The sequence below is a fragment of the Parabacteroides hominis genome (genome assembly GCF_014287585.1).
Classification (GTDB): Bacteria; Bacteroidota; Bacteroidia; order Bacteroidales; family Tannerellaceae; genus Parabacteroides; species Parabacteroides hominis.
Genome location: NZ_JACOOJ010000058.1, coordinates 1 through 19070 on the forward strand (window position 1 = coordinate 1; position 19070 = coordinate 19070).

12 protein-coding genes and 1 tRNA gene are annotated in these 19070 nt (G+C 46.5%); 5 read left to right on the forward strand and 8 right to left on the reverse strand.

All coding sequences use genetic code 11. The features are described from left to right. Positions 1–171 precede the first annotated feature (171 nt). Both H8S65_RS19520 and pheT read right to left on the reverse strand, forming a co-directional pair. The gene (locus H8S65_RS19520) at positions 172–906 is read right to left on the reverse strand and encodes a YebC/PmpR family DNA-binding transcriptional regulator (RefSeq protein WP_186931497.1); all 735 of its coding nucleotides are present in this window, start codon (positions 904–906) and stop codon (positions 172–174) included. Positions 907–951: 45 nt separating this feature from the next. Beyond that, the gene (pheT, locus tag H8S65_RS19525) at positions 952–3414 is read right to left on the reverse strand and encodes a phenylalanine--tRNA ligase subunit beta (protein ID WP_186931498.1); all 2463 of its coding nucleotides are present in this window, start codon (positions 3412–3414) and stop codon (positions 952–954) included. Between the two features lie 329 nt (positions 3415–3743). Between pheT and H8S65_RS19530 the strand changes: the two genes are divergently transcribed. Together H8S65_RS19530 and trmD are read left to right on the forward strand one after the other, a co-directional pair. Next, entirely contained in the window at positions 3744–4553 is an 810-nt protein-coding gene (locus tag H8S65_RS19530) for a class I SAM-dependent methyltransferase (RefSeq protein WP_186931508.1), read from the forward strand. Between the two features lie 166 nt (positions 4554–4719). Then, positions 4720–5394 carry a tRNA (guanosine(37)-N1)-methyltransferase TrmD gene (gene trmD / locus H8S65_RS19535; protein ID WP_186931499.1) on the forward strand — a complete coding sequence of 225 codons (675 nt, stop codon included), beginning with the start codon at positions 4720–4722 and terminating at the stop codon, positions 5392–5394. 6 nt (positions 5395–5400) lie between these two features. On the opposite strand, the gene H8S65_RS19540 is transcribed toward trmD, so the two are convergent. Next, positions 5401–6279 (reverse strand): DUF5032 domain-containing protein, encoded by an 879-nt coding sequence (locus H8S65_RS19540; protein WP_186931500.1) that lies wholly within the window; start codon positions 6277–6279, stop codon positions 5401–5403. Positions 6280–6485: 206 nt separating this feature from the next. On the opposite strand from H8S65_RS19540, the gene xyl3A reads away from it, so the two are divergent. After that, the gene (gene xyl3A, locus H8S65_RS19545; RefSeq protein ID WP_186931501.1) at positions 6486–9092 is read left to right on the forward strand and encodes a xylan 1,4-beta-xylosidase; all 2607 of its coding nucleotides are present in this window, start codon (positions 6486–6488) and stop codon (positions 9090–9092) included. 76 nt (positions 9093–9168) lie between these two features. On the opposite strand, the gene H8S65_RS19550 is transcribed toward xyl3A, so the two are convergent. The 5 genes from H8S65_RS19550 to H8S65_RS19570 form a co-directional block, all read right to left on the reverse strand. Continuing rightward, complete coding sequence (locus H8S65_RS19550) at positions 9169–10143, reverse strand: type I phosphomannose isomerase catalytic subunit (RefSeq protein ID WP_186931502.1); 975 nt, start codon at positions 10141–10143, stop codon at positions 9169–9171. A 57-nt stretch (positions 10144–10200) separates the two neighbouring features. Further along, positions 10201–12222: an alpha amylase C-terminal domain-containing protein gene (locus H8S65_RS19555; RefSeq protein ID WP_186931503.1), complete on the reverse strand. Its 2022-nt coding sequence runs from the start codon at positions 12220–12222 to the stop codon at positions 10201–10203. Between the two features lie 339 nt (positions 12223–12561). Then, positions 12562–13104: an RNA polymerase sigma-70 factor gene (locus H8S65_RS19560; RefSeq protein ID WP_186931504.1), complete on the reverse strand. Its 543-nt coding sequence runs from the start codon at positions 13102–13104 to the stop codon at positions 12562–12564. A gap of 108 nt (positions 13105–13212) precedes the next feature. Then, positions 13213–15630 carry a TonB-dependent receptor gene (locus tag H8S65_RS19565; protein WP_186931505.1) on the reverse strand — a complete coding sequence of 806 codons (2418 nt, stop codon included), beginning with the start codon at positions 15628–15630 and terminating at the stop codon, positions 13213–13215. A 341-nt stretch (positions 15631–15971) separates the two neighbouring features. Beyond that, positions 15972–16046: transfer RNA gene (locus H8S65_RS19570), tRNA-Val, on the reverse strand. A 213-nt stretch (positions 16047–16259) separates the two neighbouring features. On the opposite strand from H8S65_RS19570, the gene H8S65_RS19575 reads away from it, so the two are divergent. Together H8S65_RS19575 and H8S65_RS19580 are read left to right on the forward strand one after the other, a co-directional pair. Next, entirely contained in the window at positions 16260–16994 is a 735-nt protein-coding gene (locus tag H8S65_RS19575) for an SDR family NAD(P)-dependent oxidoreductase (RefSeq protein WP_186931506.1), read from the forward strand. Positions 16995–17059: 65 nt separating this feature from the next. Continuing rightward, the gene (locus H8S65_RS19580) at positions 17060–18715 is read left to right on the forward strand and encodes an amino acid permease (protein ID WP_186931507.1); all 1656 of its coding nucleotides are present in this window, start codon (positions 17060–17062) and stop codon (positions 18713–18715) included. The last annotated feature ends 355 nt before the right edge of the window (positions 18716–19070 follow it).

A 19070-nucleotide genomic window follows, 5' to 3' on the forward strand; every position in this document is an offset into this window, starting at 1 on the left:
CAGTTCTCTTTTATTTTTTACTTATTTCTGTAGGATTACTTCCCGAAGAGAGACAATTGAGAAGACCAAAGATGTTTTAAAAATAAAAATGGATAATAAACGGGCGGCATAACAAAAAAAGAAGGCATCCTTTTCAGACACCTTCTTTTTTTATTCTATATCAGAAAGGCCTTATTCTTCGCCTTCGCTCTCGTCTTCTTTCATATTATGGAACACATTCTGAACGTCGTCGTCTTCCTCCAGCTTTTCGATCAATTTTTCGATTGCTTCACGCTGTTCGGCCGTTACGTCCTTCAGATCGTTCGGGATACGGACAAATTCGCTGCTTGTAATTTCGAAACCGTTCTCTTCGAGATATTTCTGGATAGCAGAGTTCTGTGCAAATTCACCGTAGATTACTACTTCATCTTCGTCTTCGTCCAACTCGTCCACACCGTAATCGATCAATTCCAGTTCCAGATCCTCCAGCGAGATACCTTCTTTTTTGGCAATATGGAATACACACTTATGGTCGAACAAAAATTCGAGGCTACCGCTCGTACCCAGCGAACCACCGTGTTTGTTGAAATAGCTACGAACGTTTGCAACCGTACGGGTCGTATTGTCAGTTGCCGTTTCTACGAAAATAGCAATACCGTGAGGGCCGTATCCTTCGTAGTTCATTTCCTTATAACCTGAGAAATCCTTTTCAACAGCACGTTTGATAGCGCGTTCCACGTTATCCTTCGGCATGTTCTCCTTTTTGGCATTCTGCATCAATGCACGCAAATGAGGGTTGTTCTCAGGATCCGGGCCACCTGCTTTTGCGGCTATCGTAATTTCTTTACCTAACTTAGTAAATACACGGGCCATATTGCCCCAACGCTTAAACTTTCTCGCTTTGCGAAACTCAAACGCTCTTCCCATGATTTATGATCTTTATTTTTTAATTTTTAATTCTTAATTTTCAATTTATCTCAATTGTGCACCCAACTTCTGTTCCAGGTTCGTTTGGATCTTTTTCATGATAGCGTCGATCTGCTTATCATTCAAAGTCTTTCCTTCATCCTGCAGATAGAAGCTGACAGCATACGACTTCTTGCCAGCCGGCAGGTTCTTTCCTTCGTACACATCAAACAAAGTAACGTCTTTCAACAGCTTGCGTTCGCTCTCCGTTGCGATCTTTTCAATTTCAGCAAATTGAACGTTCTTATCCAGCAACAGGGCAAGGTCGCGTTTTACAGCCGGGAACTTGGAGATTTCAGAGAAGGTAACCTTGCTCTTCTTGATTTCCTTCATCAACAGCGTCCAGGAAAGTTCTGCATAATAGACTTCCGTATCGATATCCATTTCCTTGCATATCTTCGGGCTGACGATACCCATCGTACCCAACTGACGACCGGACGAAGTCGTAATGCTCAAACCTGCCGAATAGATATCGTTAGCCAGATTGCCGAAGATAACCTTCTGCAAGTTCACACCGAGACGAACCAGGATATTTTCCACATACGCCTTCAGTTCATACACGGAAGACTTTTCATTCGGATGCGCCCAGTTGTTGTCTACGCGGCTACCGCTCACCCATAAGGCCAAACGGTAATCTTCCGAAAATTCGGCCAACGTTTCACCCTCTTTCTTATTATCGATATTGTAATCGTAGCAGTTTCCGAATTCGAAGAAACGGATATTGCCATTCTTGCGTTTCGCATTATGTTCGACACTTTCCAAGCCTCCGAACAGCAACGTCTGGCGCATACCATTCAAGTCTGCGCTCAGCGGATTCATCAGCATCACACAATGGGAAACCGGATAAGTGGAAAGATTGTCATAGTAAGCAGAACGGGTCAGCGAGTTATTCAGAATCTCGTTGAAACCGCAACCGCAAAGTTGTTCGGAAATCAGGTTCTGCAATTTATAACTGCGGTCGGTCGGAGTCTGATAGCTCAGGTTGGACTTCACATTATCACTGAATTCTACATTATTATATCCGTAAATACGAAGGATATCTTCGATCACGTCGACATCGCGCTGTACATCGATACGATATACGGGCACATCTATCACCAAACCTTCTGCCGTTTCGGAAACAATCTTCATTTCCAGGCTTTCCAGAATACTCTTGACCGTTTCAACCGGAATCACCTTGCCGATCAACGTATTGACCTTGTTGTAAGTCAATTCCACACGATACGGAGCAGCCGGAGCCGGATAGATATCCTGAATGGCGCCCGTAATCGTTCCGCCTGCCACTTCCTGAATCAACAGGGCGGCACGCTTCATCACTTCAACCGTTTGATTCGGATCCAGACCGCGTTCATAGCGGAAAGAAGCATCCGTGTTCAGACCGAAGCGACGGGCTGTCTTACGAATCCAGGTCGGATGGAAAGTGGCAGATTCCAGGAATACGTTCCTGGTCTGTTCCGTCACGCCGGAATCGAGTCCGCCGAATACACCAGCAATACACATCGGTTCTTCAGCATTGCAAATCATCAGGTCACGGTCGGTCAGCGTGCGTTCCACACCATCGAGCGTCACAAACTTCTCACCTTCCACAGCTGCTCTAACCACAACCTTGTTACCTTTCACCTTGTCGGCATCGAAAGAGTGCAAAGGCTGTCCTACGCCATGCAGGATATAGTTCGTGATATCCACCACATTATTAATAGGCCGCAAACCGATCACCTTCAAACGGTTCTGCAACCATTCCGGGCTTTCCTTCACGGTCACGCCTTTGATCGTTATGCCTGAATAGCGCAGGCATGCTTCTGTATTTTCAACGACTACTTCGATAGCCGGAGTTTCATCATCAATCTTGAAGGCATCCACGCTCGGACGTTTCAGGTCGGCAGGCTTACCGTTCTGCTTCAGGAAAGCCGCCAGGTCGCGGGCCACGCCGAAATGAGAAGTGGCATCCACGCGGTTCGGCGTGATATCGACTTCCAGCACGTAGTCGCTCTTTACATTATAATATTCTTTCGCCGGAGTGCCGACTACCGCATCAGCCGGCAGTACGATGATACCTGCATGATCCGTTCCGATACCGATTTCATCTTCGGCACAGATCATACCGTTCGATTCGACGCCACGGATTTTGGAGCGCTTGATCGTAAAGCACTCGTCTCCATCATACAATTTAGTACCGTTTACAGCAACAACCACTTTCTGACCGGCAGCCACATTCGGCGCGCCACAAACAATCTGCAAGGGTTCCGCACCGCCTACATTCACGGTTGTAATGTGCAGGTGATCGGAATTCGGGTGTTCTTCGCAAGTAAGAACTTCACCGATGACAAGTCCTTCCAATCCGCCTTTAATGGTTTGAACTTCTTCTACTCCGCCGGTTTCCAAACCGATAGAGGTAAGTGCTGCTGCTACTTCATCAGGCTGTAAATCAAATTCAAGATAATCTTTCAGCCAGTTGTAAGATATATTCATCGCTTTAAAATTTATTCAGTAAAGAGACGGACCATCCGGTTGCCGCCAAATTGACGGGCAAAAATACAAATAATTATTTAAATATGGCAGCTTTAAGGGAAAAGCTCAAAACAACCACATCAAAATTATCCAAAACAAGGAGGAAATCAGCCGGTTTTTATGTATCTTTGCGGCATGACAAAGACATTTAAATCGGATCTGGTTTTATAAACAATCTGTTCTTCCGATACAGATTGTCCCTTCATTTGCTCTCGGATAACTCCATTCGAGGGTGGTTTTTCATTATTATAATTCAAATTTAATCTGTGTACAATGATGAAGGCATTGCCATGTTTTCAGTGTACACAAAATACAGTAAAACAATGAGTAACGAAAATAAAACAATTCACGATTTCGAACTTAATTTAATCTGCGACTTTTTTTCCAATATGGAACGACAGGGACCCGGAAGTCCCGAAGTGACACTGAAAGCTTTGAGTTTTATCGATAACCTCACCGACAAATCCCTTATCGCCGACATCGGTTGCGGAACAGGTGGCCAGACAATGGTATTGGCCGAACATGCGCCGGGACGGATTACCGGACTCGACCTTTTTCCCGGTTTTATCAATATCTTCAATCGCAATGCAAAACAATCAGGTTTGCAAGACAGGGTAAAAGGTATTGTCGGTTCAATGGATAACCTTCCTTTTCAGGAGGAGGAATTAGACCTGATCTGGTCGGAAGGAGCCATTTATAATATCGGTTTTGAACGAGGGCTGAACGAGTGGCGCAAATATTTGAAAGCTGGTGGATACATCGCCGTTTCCGAAAGTTCGTGGTTTACAGACGAACGTCCTGCGGAAATCAACGACTTCTGGATGGATGCCTATCCTGAAATAGATACGATCCCTAATCAAGTAGCCAAGATACACAAAGCCGGGTATTTGCCTGTTGCCACATTTATTTTGCCTGCAACCTGCTGGACAGATCATTACTTTGCTCCCAAGAAGACGGCTCAGGAGATTTTCCTGAGTAAATATGCAGGAAACAAAACGGCCGAAGAATTCAGCGCGCTTCAAGCTGATGAAGAAGTACTGTACGACAAGTATAAAGAATTCTATGGCTATACATTTTTTATTGCCAAAAAGACTGAGTAATAAAAACTCCATGGGCATGATTTTTTTATTTCATGCCCATGGAACAAAAATTCCGTGCCGAACGCGTTTGCGTCCGCCAAATATCGATTATCAGGTACACTCTTGATTATTTTGTGAACTACCATAAATCTCCTACCTTTGCACCACAAATCTGAAATATAATTTTATGCGCATAGATATACTGACTGTACTTCCTGAAATGATCGAAGGAATGGTGAACTGCTCCATTGTGAAACGGGCACAAGACAAAGGTTTGGCTGAAATACACTTACATAATCTGCGGGATTACACGACCAACAAATGGCGGCGTGTAGACGATTATCCTTTCGGGGGTGAAGCCGGCATGGTGATGCAGATCGAACCCATCGACCGGGCCATCTCGACTTTGAAAAGCGAAAGGGATTATGATGAAGTGATTTACACATCGCCGGATGGGGAAACCTTCAACCAGCCGATGGCAAACAGCATGTCGATGCTGGACAATCTGATTATCCTTTGCGGACATTATAAAGGAATCGACTACCGCATCCGCGAACATCTGATCACAAAGGAAATATCCGTTGGCGATTATGTCCTGACAGGAGGCGAACTGGCGGCCGCCATCATCACGGATGCTGTCGTACGCCTCATTCCCGGAGCAATCGGCGACGAACAAAGCGCCCTCTCCGACTCGTTCCAGGATGATTTGCTGGCTCCTCCGGTCTATACCCGGCCAGCCGATTATAACGGTTGGAAAGTACCCGAAGTCCTTCTGTCCGGACATCAACGCAAGATTGAAGAATGGCGCCTCCAACAAGCTCAGGAAAGGACTGCCCGGCTACGCCCCGACTTATTGAAGTAAATCGTTTTACTTCTGCTCTACCACGAAATTATAGATAAACGTATATTCATACGTGTGAGTTTCCGCAGTAGCGCCATTCACGGGGTTGATCTTTTCTTCAACCGTCATGCCTGTGATATAATCGCCGGTCAATGTATAACGGAATGTATATTCGGCACAGATATCCGTAGCTTCGGAGACATAATACCAATAGGCGCGGGTCGGCAGATTCTGATTCATCTTCCCATACAACAGGTTTAGCGGAGAAATCATATCAAAACCGACCGGCTGAAATGCATTGATAACCCGGAACGGGAAGTTTTCCGGACGCAATTGAGAGTTATATTCATACGTGATTTCTTTTTGCGGCAGGTAGGCATAATGCACTACGTTTCCATTTTCCCATGAATAGCGATCCACTTCCCCCATTTCTCTCGTCTGATAGCCCGAACCGTTTTCATTCGGCCACTGGATAACCTGCGAAACCGATTTCAGCCAATTGGAGTTATAGGTGTATCTATTTTCTACCGCCGTATACACGACATTACTCATGTACTTGTTTTCGGATTTTTCTTCTTTGGCCGCAATCATATTTCCACTCAATGTGTAAACCGTATGAACAAACGGATTAGTCGGAGAGCCGTCGATCATCTTCACGCCGCTTACGGAAATCGTCTTGTCTACAATAATATAATTATCGGTAAACTGGTTTCCTTCCGTATTCAATATAATCCGGTTGATTTGCTTGTCCTGGTCGTATGTGATATCCGCGTTAAAGAACGCTTTTCCGTCTTTCGTGCATGTCACATTCGTAAGTTTGTTCAACTCCGGAATATGTAGTTCGTCATCATCTCCACAAGACACAAGTCCTACCGCTATCAAAAGCATACTTAAAAATTTCTTCATCTCTCTTTCTTTTTATTATTTCGATCTTGCAAAAATAGGACATTTGCCAAAATAACGGACGAAGTAACCTATTTTAAGTAATTCTACTTGAAGAAATGCGAGTAAACCATTAGTTTTGCAACACAATTTATCACAATAAATAGCTAATAACAAACATCTTACAATAAGATAAAACGTAAATCATACAATATCTAAAATTTAATAACATGAGAATGAAACATCTGACGGTGGCAGCACTGACATTATTGCTGTCTGTTTCTTGCAGTCAAAGACAAGAAGATTACCCGTTTCGCAACCCCGATCTCCCTATCGACGAACGCATAGACGACCTATTGAAGCGTCTGACTGCCGAAGAGAAAGTGGGACAAATGATGAATACGACTCCGGCAATCGAACGCCTCGGCATTCCCGAATATGATTGGTGGAACGAAGCCTTGCATGGTGTCGCACGTGCCGGAAAAGCAACCGTTTTCCCGCAGGCAATCGCAATGGCGGCAACTTTCGATGACGATGCCTTGCACAAGACATTCACGATGGTGAGCGATGAAGCTCGCGCCAAATACCATCAGTATCAAAAGGACAAAGAATACGACCGCTACAAAGGCTTGACCTTCTGGACTCCTAATATCAACATCTTCCGTGATCCCCGCTGGGGCCGCGGCATGGAAACATACGGGGAAGATCCGTACCTGACGGAACGGATGGGCGTTGCCGTAGTGAAAGGTTTGCAAGGTGACGACCCGAAATACTTCAAGACGCATGCTTGCGCCAAGCATTATGCAGTCCATAGCGGACCGGAATGGAACCGTCACGAATTTGATGTCACGGTGACGCCCCGTGATTTATGGCAAACCTACCTGCCGGCTTTCGAGGCTGTGGTGAAAGAAGGAAACGTACAGGAAGTCATGTGCGCCTACAACCGCTATCAAGGCAAGCCCTGCTGCAGCAGCGACAAACTGCTCATCGACATCCTTCGGAACAGTTGGGGATATGAAAACATCATCCTTTCCGACTGTGGTGCGATCAACGACTTCTGGGAACGGGACAAACGTACGCCTCGCCATGAAACACATCCCGATGCGGAAAGCGCTTCTGCCGATGCCGTCCTGAACGGAACGGACCTGGAATGCGGCAACAGCTACCGGGCTTTGATCAAAGCCCTGAAGGACGGGAAGATATCCGAAAACGACCTGGATGTTTCCCTCCGCCGCCTGCTGAAAGGACGTTTCGAATTAGGTATGTTCGATCCGGACGAACGGGTCCCTTATGCTCAAATCCCGTACAGCGTGGTGGAAAGCCCCGAACATGTGGCACAGGCACTCGAAATGGCGCATAAGAGCATGGTGTTGCTGAAAAACAAGAGCAATACGCTGCCGTTGAGCAAAACGATCCGGAAAATCGCGGTGGTCGGTCCGAATGCCGCCGACTCGACCATGCTTTGGGCGAACTACAACGGCTTCCCGACGCATACCGTAACGATATTAGAAGGCATCCGCAACAAAGTGCCCGATACGGAAGTAATCTACGAATTAGGTTGCAATCATGCCGCCGACTTCGTAATCCAGGACCTGGGCAGCCACATCACCTCTCCTGCCGGACAGGGATTCGCCTCCGAGTTCTTCAACAATACGGAATTCAAGGGGGAAGCCGCTTACAAAGGCTTGGCAAGCCAATTGCATTATACGACAGGTGGAAACACACAGTTCGCACCAAACGTAAACCTGACGAACTTCACGGCACGTTTCACCGGCACTTTTGAAGCGCCTGAGACGGAACAGATCGAGATCAAACTATCAGGCAACGATGCTTTCCGCCTCTATATAGACGAAGAGAAAGTGGCCGAAGTATGGGAAAACGAATACGGAGCGGAAAAAAACTATATGCTGAATGCGGAGAAAGGAAAGAAATATTCCATCCGCATCGAATATATGCAACGCACGGGTAGCGCCGACCTCAACTTCCAGATCGGTACGCGGCGACCAGTCGATTATGCCGCCACGGCTACCAAAGTCAAAGATGCGGATGTGATTGTCTATGTCGGAGGTATTTCTCCCCGCTTGGAAGGTGAAGAAATGCCGGTCAACGTGGAAGGCTTCAAGAAAGGCGACCGCACCAATATCGAAATACCGAAAGTACAGCAAGAAATGGTAAAAGCGCTGAAAGCGACGGGCAAACCGGTTGTTTACGTACTTTGTACGGGTAGCGCCCTGGCTTTGAACTGGGAAAACGCCAACATCGACGCCATTCTGAATGCCTGGTATGGCGGACAGGAAGCCGGAACAGCGGTTGCCGACATCCTGTTTGGCGACTATAACCCGTCAGGCCGCCTGCCGGTCACATTCTATAAATCGATCGACCAGTTGCCGGGCTTCGAAGATTACAGCATGAAAGGACGCACCTATCGCTATATGACCGAAACACCGCTTTACCCATTCGGATACGGCCTGAGCTACACGAACTTCGCCTATCGGAATGCAAAACTGTCTTCCGGCAAGATTGCCAAAGACCAATCCGTCACGCTGACATTCGACATTGCCAACACCGGTAAAATGGATGGTGATGAAGTCGCACAAGTCTACATCAAAAACCCGAATGATCCGGAAGGGCCGATCAAAGCGTTGAAGGCATTCTTGCGTGTCCACGTTAAAGCAGGCGATAGCCAGGAAGTCAACATCGAACTGGCTCCCGAAACCTTCCACTCTTTTAACGACAATACGCAAACAATGGAAATCCGCCCCGGAAAGTATCAGATACTTTACGGCGGTTCATCCGACGACAAGGCTTTACAAAAGTTAGAGTTGACAATCGAATAAAAAACAAATGCCGCAGGCCTCCGGATTATCCGAAAAAGCCTGCGGCATTTTACCTATTCCATAACCCTACGGGTTTCTATCCGATATACGTTTCCATAAACTTGGCGCCCGGAACCGGTGAAATCGTTACAACATCCGTATCTGCCGGAATCAGGACCGTCTGTCCCTGATGAACATAAATCTCATTTCCCTTATTGTCGCGGATAGAAGCTTTCCCTTCCATACAGATATAAACGACGAAAGAATCCAGTCCGGAGAAATCACGAACCATGATCGTATCGATATCCAACAGATTAGTCGTAAAGTACTTGCAGGCGGCAAGCTCTACGGTCGCATTCGTATGTGCCTTGTAATGGGTACGGTAGTCCGGATACAAAGTATAATCGATCGCATCCTTTGCCAGTTCGGTATGCAATTCGCGGCCCTTACCGTCCGGTCCTTTACGGTCGTAGTCATAGATACGATAGGTGATATTGCTCGTCTGCTGGATTTCAGCGATGAAACAACCGGCTCCGATGGCGTGTACACGGCCCGCAGGCAGGAAGAAAACATCGCCCGGATTCACATCGTAACGCTGTAGCACGTCCATGATCGTATTGTCCCCGACACGTTTCACATATTCATCCGCATCGATCTGTTTTGAAAAACCGGAATATAAGCCGGCTCCTTTGGCTGCATTGATCACATACCACATTTCTGTCTTGCCGAAAGAATTATGGCGTTTCTTTGCCAGTTCGTCATCCGGATGAACCTGGATAGACAAATCATCCCGTGCATCGATAAACTTAATCAATAGAGGGAATGTGGAACCGAATTGTTCGACCACCTTTTCCCCCAACAGTTGCTTGCCATATGTACGGATCAGTTCATCCAGCGTCTTGCCCTCGAACGCACCATTATCTACAACGGAATAATTATCCTCTACATGTGAAAGTTCCCAACTTTCACCGATACCTTCCTCTACCGGAGTGATGCCCTTAAACGGACAGATGTCAGAGCCTCCCCAGATAATTTTCTTGAGGATAGGCTTAAATGTCATTGGATATAACATGACTTTTCTGAATTAAAAATTAAAAATTAAGAATTAAAAAATTAAGAGCCAAGAATCTTATTTCTTAATTTTCTTTTCCTTTCTCAATACAACAGCGCTGCGTGCCGGGATGTATAATTTGAGCCATTCTTTTTTCTCTTTTTTATACAATGGGTCAAATTGTGTGAAATGGTGAATGGAATCATCCGCGAGCCCAAAACCTCCGAAACGGGTGGCATCGGTATTCAGCACCACTTCATATTCGCCCTTAGGCACCAGGAAACCGTAATCGGTAAACGATTTTGTCGGACTGAAATTGAATACGAACACCAGATCTTTCCGCATATAAGCCAGAACCTGGTCTCCATCGTTATCCCAAACTTTCTGTATCGGAGTAGACTGGAAGTTCTTCACGCTACGGATCAACTCCAACATTTCGCGGTCGAAATCGCCTAAGAAATGATATTTCAAGTCCATATTATCGACCAAATCCCACTGGCGGCGCGCATACTTATGCGACCAGCCATTTCCTTCACGCGGGAAATCGATCCATTCCGGATGGCCGAATTCATTCCCCATAAAGTTCAGATAACCGCCGTTGATAGTGGAGGCCGTAACCAAACGGATCATTTTATGCAAAGCCACACCGCGTTCCACCACTAAATTGTGATCGTCTTTCTGCATGTGCCAATACATGTCGGCATCGATCAGACGGAAGATGATCGTCTTGTCGCCCACCAACGCCTGGTCATGGCTTTCCGCATAACTGATTGTCTTTTCATCGGCACGGCGGTTCGTCGTTTCCCACCAGATAGAAGAAGGATGCCAGTCTTCGTCTTTCTTTTCCTTGATCGTCTTGATCCAGTAATCGGGGATATTCATTGCCATACGGTAGTCGAATCCATAACCGCCATCTTCATATTTGGCTGCCAATCCAGGCATTCCACTTACTTCTTCGGCAATCGTAATCGCATTCTTATTGACTTCGTGAATAAGCTTATTCGCCAACGTCAGGTATGCAATGGCATCACCATCCTGATGGCCGTTAAAATAATCGCCATAATTGCAGAAAGCCTCGCCCAGCCCATGACTGTAATAAAGCATCGAGGTTACGCCATCGAAACGGAAACCGTCAAATTTATATTCGTCCAGCCAGAACTTGCAGTTCGACAAAAGGAAATGAAGCACTTCATTCTTTCCATAGTCGAAACAAAGCGAATCCCATGCCGGATGCTCGCGACGGGTGCCTCCTAAGAAATATTGCGTGTAAGACCCGTCAAAACGTCCGAGGCCTTCGACTTCGTTCTTCACCGCATGGCTATGAACAATATCCATAATCACGGCGATTCCCATGCCATGAGCATCGTCTATCAACTGTTTCAACTCTTCCGGCGTACCGAAACGGGAAGATGCTGCAAAAAAGCTGCTGACATGATAACCGAACGAACCGTAATAAGGATGTTCCTGGATAGCCATGATCTGAATGGCGTTATACCCTTCCTTTGCAATACGGGGCAACACGATACGGCGGAACTCGTCGTAACTGCCGACTTTTTCCTCATTCGAAGCCATACCGATATGGCATTCATAGATCAGCAAAGGAGAGATATCCGGTTTGAACCGCTTATGCTTAAACGCATACGGTTGTTGCGGGTTCCAGACTTGCGCACTGAAAATTTTGGTATTCTCATCCTGAACGACGCGCCGTATCCACGCAGGAATACGTTCCCCGCTGCCTCCTTCCCACTCTACCAGCAGTTTGAACAAGTCTTCATGATGCAGCAAATCTTCAGCAAGCGTGATCTCCCAAATGCCATTGCCCAACCGTTTCAATTTATACCGATCGTCTTTCTTCCATTCGTTGAAAGTTCCGATCAGGTACACAGCGGTAGCATTGGGCGCCCACTCGCGAAATACCCATCCGTTCTTTGTTTTATGCAACCCGAAGTAAAGATACCCGGAGGCCATCTCCGACAACGTCTGTTTACCGTTACCCGTCAGGCTCTTCTCTTTGTTTACCACATATTGGTACCGTCCTTCTATTGCCTCCTTATAGGGGGCCAGCCAAGGGTCATTCTTTATTAGATTTAGCGACTCCATGATTTATTGAGATTGGTTTCGCACAAAGATAGGAGAAAAAACTTACATATATACAAAAGTCCGAAATGTTATTGATGCTTTCGCCTTCATTTTTCTATAACAACCGTATCCAAATCCTATAAAAATTATACAATATCCCCCTTAAAAAGATATTTCAAGATAAACCATTGACTTTTAATTTCATACAAAGAAAGGATGTTTGTTAAAAAATATTACCCTTGCTACTAATTCGGGCTACATGGGGTAGAAAATCGAATTAGATGCGGTAGTAGTTTCGATTTGAACCAATCGCTTTTTTAGATAAATGACAATAAGAGATGGGAAACGGGACGCATTAAATCAGATAAAGAGGAGAAGCAATGTTATGTTCTTCTTCAGGTATTTGAGGGCTTCGCTGATTTGGTTTTCGACTGTTTTTTCAGAAATATTCAACAAGAGGGCTATTTCTTTGTAGCTCTTTTGTTCCTTACGGCTCAGGTTAAAAATCTCACGGCGGCGCGGGGGCAACTCGTCGATCAGGCGGTCTATGTATTCCTGGAGGTTGTGGGCGTCAATCTCTTCTTCCACGTCATACGGCTCTTCCAATGCGGCAAGGACCGTGACTTTGTAGAAATCTTCATTCACGCTTTTACGATGCCGGTTAAAGATCAGATTCCGGGTAATAATGAACAGCAAGCCTTTAAAATGGTCGTCTTCACGAAGAAATTCACGCGTTTCCCATATTTTGATAAAGACTTCCTGCACTACTTCTTCGGCAGCATCGGCACTGGTCAGATAGAGGCGACTGAAATTATAGACCTGTTTCCAGTATTGCTTGTACAGAGCAGTAAACGCGTCTTTGCTGCTCTGCTTCAATAATAATATCAGTTCCCGTTCTTCCATATTCCTTTAAACATGATACAAATATATGAAAATTAAAAATTAGTAACGGACAATTAACAATTATCTTTAACACTAATCCCAATTGTCCGTTTTCAATTTTCAATTCATTTAGTGGTTCGTCCCTTCAAACAAATCATGATCTTCCTTTTTCTGGGAGCTCTTGGCCTTGAAGTTATTGAACGTATAACTGAGCGTAAGCGTAACGAGCGGATAGCTGGGGCGAATCCGCGTGATGGACTGCAAGTCGGATGTGATGATCTTACTTACATAACGGGCCGAATTGAAGACATCCCGGAACGAAAGCGTTGCCGCCAACTTACGGTTCATCAACTGCTGGCGAACGGCGAGATTCACGTACCAGAAAGCATCCGTACGCCCCTGGGTCGTGACAGACGGGCCGACAAAGTTGCCGTCCACCTGGATGCGGGTATATTTAAAGACATCGAAAGAGTTGTTCCACATGACATCGTAGTTCGTACTCGTTTCATTTTCACCGCCGGTTTTATACCGGTTCTTTACTTTATAATGATACAGGCTGCCGTTCAGGTTCACATTCCACCAGCGGGTAAGCTGTACCTGTCCGCTCAATTCGATACCGGTCGAATAGTCGTGCCCGACATTCGCCATCGAATCCAATGTCACGCCGGCTTCATAGGGGACGCGCAAACGTTCGATCTTATCCTTACGGCTCCGGTGGAAAACCGTAGCTGAAACCGTATGCTCGCCGATATTCTTCTTATAATTCAACTCGAAAGAATTGATATATTCCGAACGGATATCCGGGTTGCCGATCTCGGCCGAATAAAAATCCCGATAGGTGATATACGGCTCCATGAAAAAGAGTTCCGGACGGGTGATACGGCGCGAATAGGAAGCCAATAACTTATGCTCCTTCGGGAACGTATAGCCTAAATGGAGGGAAGGGAAAAACTCGAACTTGTTGTATGTACGGTCCTTACCCGGAATCGAGCTCCGCAGGACACGATGCGTATGCTCGCCCCGTACGCCAGCCTGGAAATCGAACGATTTATAGCTGTCGGCAACGATTGCATAGATCGAATTGATACCATGTTGGAAATAGAATGTGTTATAAATATCGTCCCGGTTGTAAAACTCTTTCTTCACCGGGTCCCAGAAGTGCATCGTGTAGTCGCCGTCTTCCAGGTAAGAGAAATATTGGTAACCGCCTTCGATCCGTCCCGTCTTGCTGTAAGGGTAGATATAGTCCAGGTTGCCCCGAATCGTCCAGCGATGTTCATCTTCCCAGGCGCGGTGTCCCTTTTCACGTTCGTTATTCTTATTGAAAAGGTCGCTCTGGAAATATTCCATAGCATTGCCTCCGTATTTCAGATAGAAACTACCTGTCAGCTGATGTCCCTTATCGTCGAATTTATGATCGAAACCGACCGTTCCCTGGAAATAGGTTTCATGCAGGTCGTAATCGTCACGGCTATAATAATCGCCTTCACCGAAAGTAACCCCGCCTGCCAGGCGTTTTTCCTTATAATCCAGGTCGCCGTTGCGCGTACGGCCGCCATAACCGCCTTCCAGGTCGGCATTCAACGTGGTATGGGGCAAGGTGTACATCCAGCCCACCTTCATCGAATAGTTGAAGTTGTTGCTTTTACGCGGCCCGTTGGAATGGGAGGTCGTTGCCGTGTCTGAAATAATAGTCGTCTTCTCCTGATCGAAATCGCTCTTGCGCAGGCGGTCACTCCACACACCGCCCAAATACCAGCGCGATGCTTTGTTCTGCTGCGACACCAGGAAATCCACCCCACGCGACAGGACCGTACTCCCTGTCAGGTTCACCATACCGCTAAAACCATGCTGGGCGTGTTTCTTTGTTACGATATTGATGATCCCTACATCGCCTCCCGTGTCGTGACGGGCAGAAGGCGTCGTGATGATCTCTATATTCTCGATATGCCCCGCGGGAATCTGTTCCAAAGCCTGCGTGCCACTGAACACGCTCGGTTTGCCATCTACATAGACCGTAAAGCCGGTACTTCCGCGGAAACTGACCTCTCCTTCGGCATCCACGCGTATGGAGGGCGTATTTTCCAGGATATCGACAGCCGATCCGCCTCCGGCAAGCAGGTTCGAAGAGGCTTCGATCACCTTCTTGTCCAATTTATAAATCACTTGCTTTTTCTGTGCCACTACTTCGACTTCCGCTAACCCCACTTCCAACGGCTTCATGGCGATCGTTCCCAAATCCATCGCTTTCGAAACCGCATCCAAAACAATACCGGGGCGGTTATACAGATCGTAACCGACCAGGCGCACCAAAAGGTTATACTTTCCATCCTTCACATCGGCAATACGAAACGTCCCGTCAGGGTCTGGCAAAGCATGGAACACAGGATTGACGTCTCCTTCACGAAAAAGGAGCACATCGGCAAAATCAATCGGTTGGTTGTTATTGGCATCGACTATTTTCCCTTTTATACGGAAGCCTGGGGCCGCCATGACAGAATAGCTAATACACAATAAGGTCAACATGAGACAAAAACACTTCTTCATTTCTTACACTACATTGGTTTGTTAACAACATCGCGAAGATAGGGCTTTTGTCTTAGCGATGCAATTATAAAAAAAAGAAAGTGTTAAAAACGGAATGTTTTCTGGAAAGCATAAGCCTTTTTTGCCGGAACAAGGTACTTTTTTAACAAAAAGACGTTGGATCTTTCTCCCAAAATGCCCGTATGAGAGCCATTTACATCCCCATCCGGAGGGTCGCGACACCCAGGTCTGCAGGTGGTCGACATCCGGGTCTAGACAAAAAGATATAACTATATTGCTGAAAATAAGCTATTTTCGAATCGATCACATGTTTGCAGAATAACAGGATAGTTGCAAGAAAGTGAACCGTGCCGGATTCGAACCGGCGACCTCTGCCCTGTCAAGGCAGCGCTCTAAACCAGCTGAGCTAACGGTTCGGCTCGGCAAATATAAGAAAAAAATTTATAACTCAAAAATATCGAATGATTCCAATTTGCCGAATTCCGGCACTACGGGACTATTTTGACTATTATATACGCTTATAATCAATATTTTTTCCTAAGTTTGTGAAGTATCAAAGGTCAGATTTATACATGTGGACGAGGCTTATGGCAAAGGGCGTACACATAGTAAATTCAATCTATAAATATATGGCATCAGTAAAAAGAATCATTATCATAGGAGCGACTTCCGGTATCGGGTACGAAATCACCCAACTATACCGCAAACAGGGATGGCGGATCGGGATTGCCGGACGGCGGACGGAGCTGCTTGAAAAAATCCGCTCGGAAGCTCCTGACCAGATTGAAACGGCACAATTGGATGTGACCAGCCCGGATGCTCCGGAAAAGTTGGCGGAGCTAATCGATAAAGTCGGCGGAATGGATGTCTTCTTGCTTAGCTCCGGGATCGGCAGCCAGAACCGGATGCTGAATCCCGATATCGAACTGGCGACCGTCCGGACAAATACGGTCGGTTTCACACGAATGGTCGTTGCAGCCTACGGCTACTTCAAAGGACAGGGCGGCGGACAATTAGCCGTGATCAGTTCCATCGCCGGAACAAAGGGTTTGGGAGCCGCCCCCTCCTATTCCGCAACCAAGCGCTACCAGAATACCTATATCGAGGCACTCGACCAGTTGGCGCGGATGGAAAAGCTCCCGATCGTATTCACGGATATCCGTCCCGGATTTGTAAAGACCGATCTGTTGAAAAACGACAAATACCCGATGCTGATGTCCCCGCAATATGTTGCCCGGAAAATAGTAAAGGCGATCGAACGGAAGAAACGCTGCGCCGTAATCGACTGGAAATATGCCATTTTAGTATTCTTCTGGAAGTTGATTCCCGGATTTGTATGGAGACGGTTACCCATCCGCAATTAGCATTTGTATATCATCCGGGCAATCCCTACCTTTGTGCCCAATTTATAAATATGCACAAATAAACGATGGGATTATTCATTAAAAAGCCTTTGGAGGCCTTGCAGGCCGAAGCCAATCAATCGGGAAGCAAATCATTAAAACGGGTATTAGGCCCCTGGAGCTTAGTCGCACTCGGCGTAGGGGTCATTATCGGAGCCGGCCTTTTCTCCATAACCGGAACAGTCGCCGCCGGATATACAGGACCGGCCATTACGCTTTCATTTGCCATTGCGGCAATCGGGTGTTGCTTTGCCGGGCTTTGTTATGCTGAGTTTGCCTCGATGATTCCGGTTGCCGGAAGCGCCTATACCTATTCATACGCGACAATGGGCGAACTGATCGCCTGGATTATCGGGTGGGATTTGGTCCTGGAATATACGGTTGCCGCGACGACAGTCAGCATCAGTTGGAGCCGTTATTTTGTCGTCTTTTTAGAAGGACTCGGAATCGACCTGCCGACAGCTTTCACCGCCTGCCCCTGGGACGGCGGGATTGTCAATATCCCGGCATTCCTGATCGTTGTCCTGATGAGTATCTTCCTGATCCGCGGAACGGAAGGGAGTTCAATCTTTAACGGGATCATCGTCTTTCTGAAAGTGTCGGTCGTCCTGATATTCGTCTTTTTAGGATGGAAATATATCAACACGGACAATTACACCCCTTATATTCCGGCAAACACCGGCACGTTGGGCGAATACGGGTTATCGGGTGTCCTACGCGGAGCGGCCATCGTATTCTTCGCTTTCTTAGGTTTCGATGCTGTCAGTACGGCTGCCCAGGAAGCCAAGAACCCCAAAAGGGACATGCCGATCGGAATCCTCGTCTCTTTACTCGTATGTACCATATTATATATGTTGTTTGCCCACGTCATGACAGGCGTAGCCCATTATTCGGAATTTGGCGGCCAACAGGGAATCGCTCCCGTTGCGATTGCGATCGAACATATGGGAGAAGTTGATGCTTCGGGCGTGCTTCACCCGGATTATCCCTGGATGAACAAGGCAATCGTTCTCGCCATCCTATTCGGATATTGCTCGGTCATCATGGTGACGTTGTTAGGGCAGAGCCGCGTTTTCCTCAGCATGAGCCACGACGGGTTGTTGCCTCCGTTCTTTTCGCATATCAATGAAAAGTTCAGAACACCTGCCCGCAGCAACCTGCTGTTTATGGTGCTCGTCGGTTTGTTGGCAGCTTTCGTTCCGGCACGCCTGGCAGGCGAAATGACCAGTATCGGAACCCTTTTCGCCTTTACGCTGGTTTGCGCCGGTGTGCTTGTGGTCCGGAAAACAATGCCCGATGTACATCGCGCTTTCAAGACCCCGCTGGTTCCGTTCGTTCCGGTAGCCGGGATCATCACTTGCCTGTGCATGATGCTTTTCCTGCCTGCCGACACTTGGATACGGCTGGTGCTCTGGATGTTGATCGGGCTGGACATTTATGCTTGCTACGGTATTAAGCACAGCAAATTAGAATACAATCAGGCCAACCGCCGCGGTCATCTGGCGCTGAATATGATCGGGATCATCCTTGCCATCCTTTGCGTGATCACGGGGCTTTGGCATCAGCAGACCGTCGGTTGGGAAGAAAGTAAAGTCCTGCTGATCATCTCTTTTGTTTTCGCCTTTACGCATCTGGCCTTTTATATGATCCGGATCTGGAAGCAAACAACAAAAGTTTTTTAATCATTTTTTATATGAACCCAAACGGGCGTTGCTTGTATAATAACAAAAAGATATATAAATTTGCAGAAACAGTTCTACAGTGTAGAACTCACATTAATTAAACAAACTATTCCTAAGTTTAAGGTATTAGTCAACTTCAGTTTGTTTTTATATGAACTGATTTGGTACAAGGGGCTGTCCAAAAAGTGTGACAGCCCCTTTTGCTATTGTTTATTTCGGTAAAAAGTAGTATCTTACCGTTGCAAAAAAACAAACATTATAGCAATGGCTAAGATAGTATTTAAAGAGTTAACATCCAACCAAAATGTACTTTTTCCGGTTAGTTTATCGGAAAAGATAGCTCCCAATCATCCCG

What these genes read in the sequence shown, in the direction of transcription:
- H8S65_RS19520 (WP_186931497.1), bottom strand. Translation starts at nt 906, where the DNA reads ATGGGAAGAGCGTTTGAGTTTCGCAAAGCGAGAAAGTTTAAGCGTTGG.
- pheT (WP_186931498.1), bottom strand. Translation starts at nt 3,414, where the DNA reads ATGAATATATCTTACAACTGGCTGAAAGATTATCTTGAATTTGATTTA.
- H8S65_RS19530 (WP_186931508.1), top strand. Translation starts at nt 3,744, where the DNA reads ATGTTTTCAGTGTACACAAAATACAGTAAAACAATGAGTAACGAAAAT.
- trmD (WP_186931499.1), top strand. Translation starts at nt 4,720, where the DNA reads ATGCGCATAGATATACTGACTGTACTTCCTGAAATGATCGAAGGAATG.
- H8S65_RS19540 (WP_186931500.1), bottom strand. Translation starts at nt 6,279, where the DNA reads ATGAAGAAATTTTTAAGTATGCTTTTGATAGCGGTAGGACTTGTGTCT.
- xyl3A (WP_186931501.1), top strand. Translation starts at nt 6,486, where the DNA reads ATGAGAATGAAACATCTGACGGTGGCAGCACTGACATTATTGCTGTCT.
- H8S65_RS19550 (WP_186931502.1), bottom strand. Translation starts at nt 10,143, where the DNA reads ATGTTATATCCAATGACATTTAAGCCTATCCTCAAGAAAATTATCTGG.
- H8S65_RS19555 (WP_186931503.1), bottom strand. Translation starts at nt 12,222, where the DNA reads ATGGAGTCGCTAAATCTAATAAAGAATGACCCTTGGCTGGCCCCCTAT.
- H8S65_RS19560 (WP_186931504.1), bottom strand. Translation starts at nt 13,104, where the DNA reads ATGGAAGAACGGGAACTGATATTATTATTGAAGCAGAGCAGCAAAGAC.
- H8S65_RS19565 (WP_186931505.1), bottom strand. Translation starts at nt 15,630, where the DNA reads ATGAAGAAGTGTTTTTGTCTCATGTTGACCTTATTGTGTATTAGCTAT.
- H8S65_RS19575 (WP_186931506.1), top strand. Translation starts at nt 16,260, where the DNA reads ATGGCATCAGTAAAAAGAATCATTATCATAGGAGCGACTTCCGGTATC.
- H8S65_RS19580 (WP_186931507.1), top strand. Translation starts at nt 17,060, where the DNA reads ATGGGATTATTCATTAAAAAGCCTTTGGAGGCCTTGCAGGCCGAAGCC.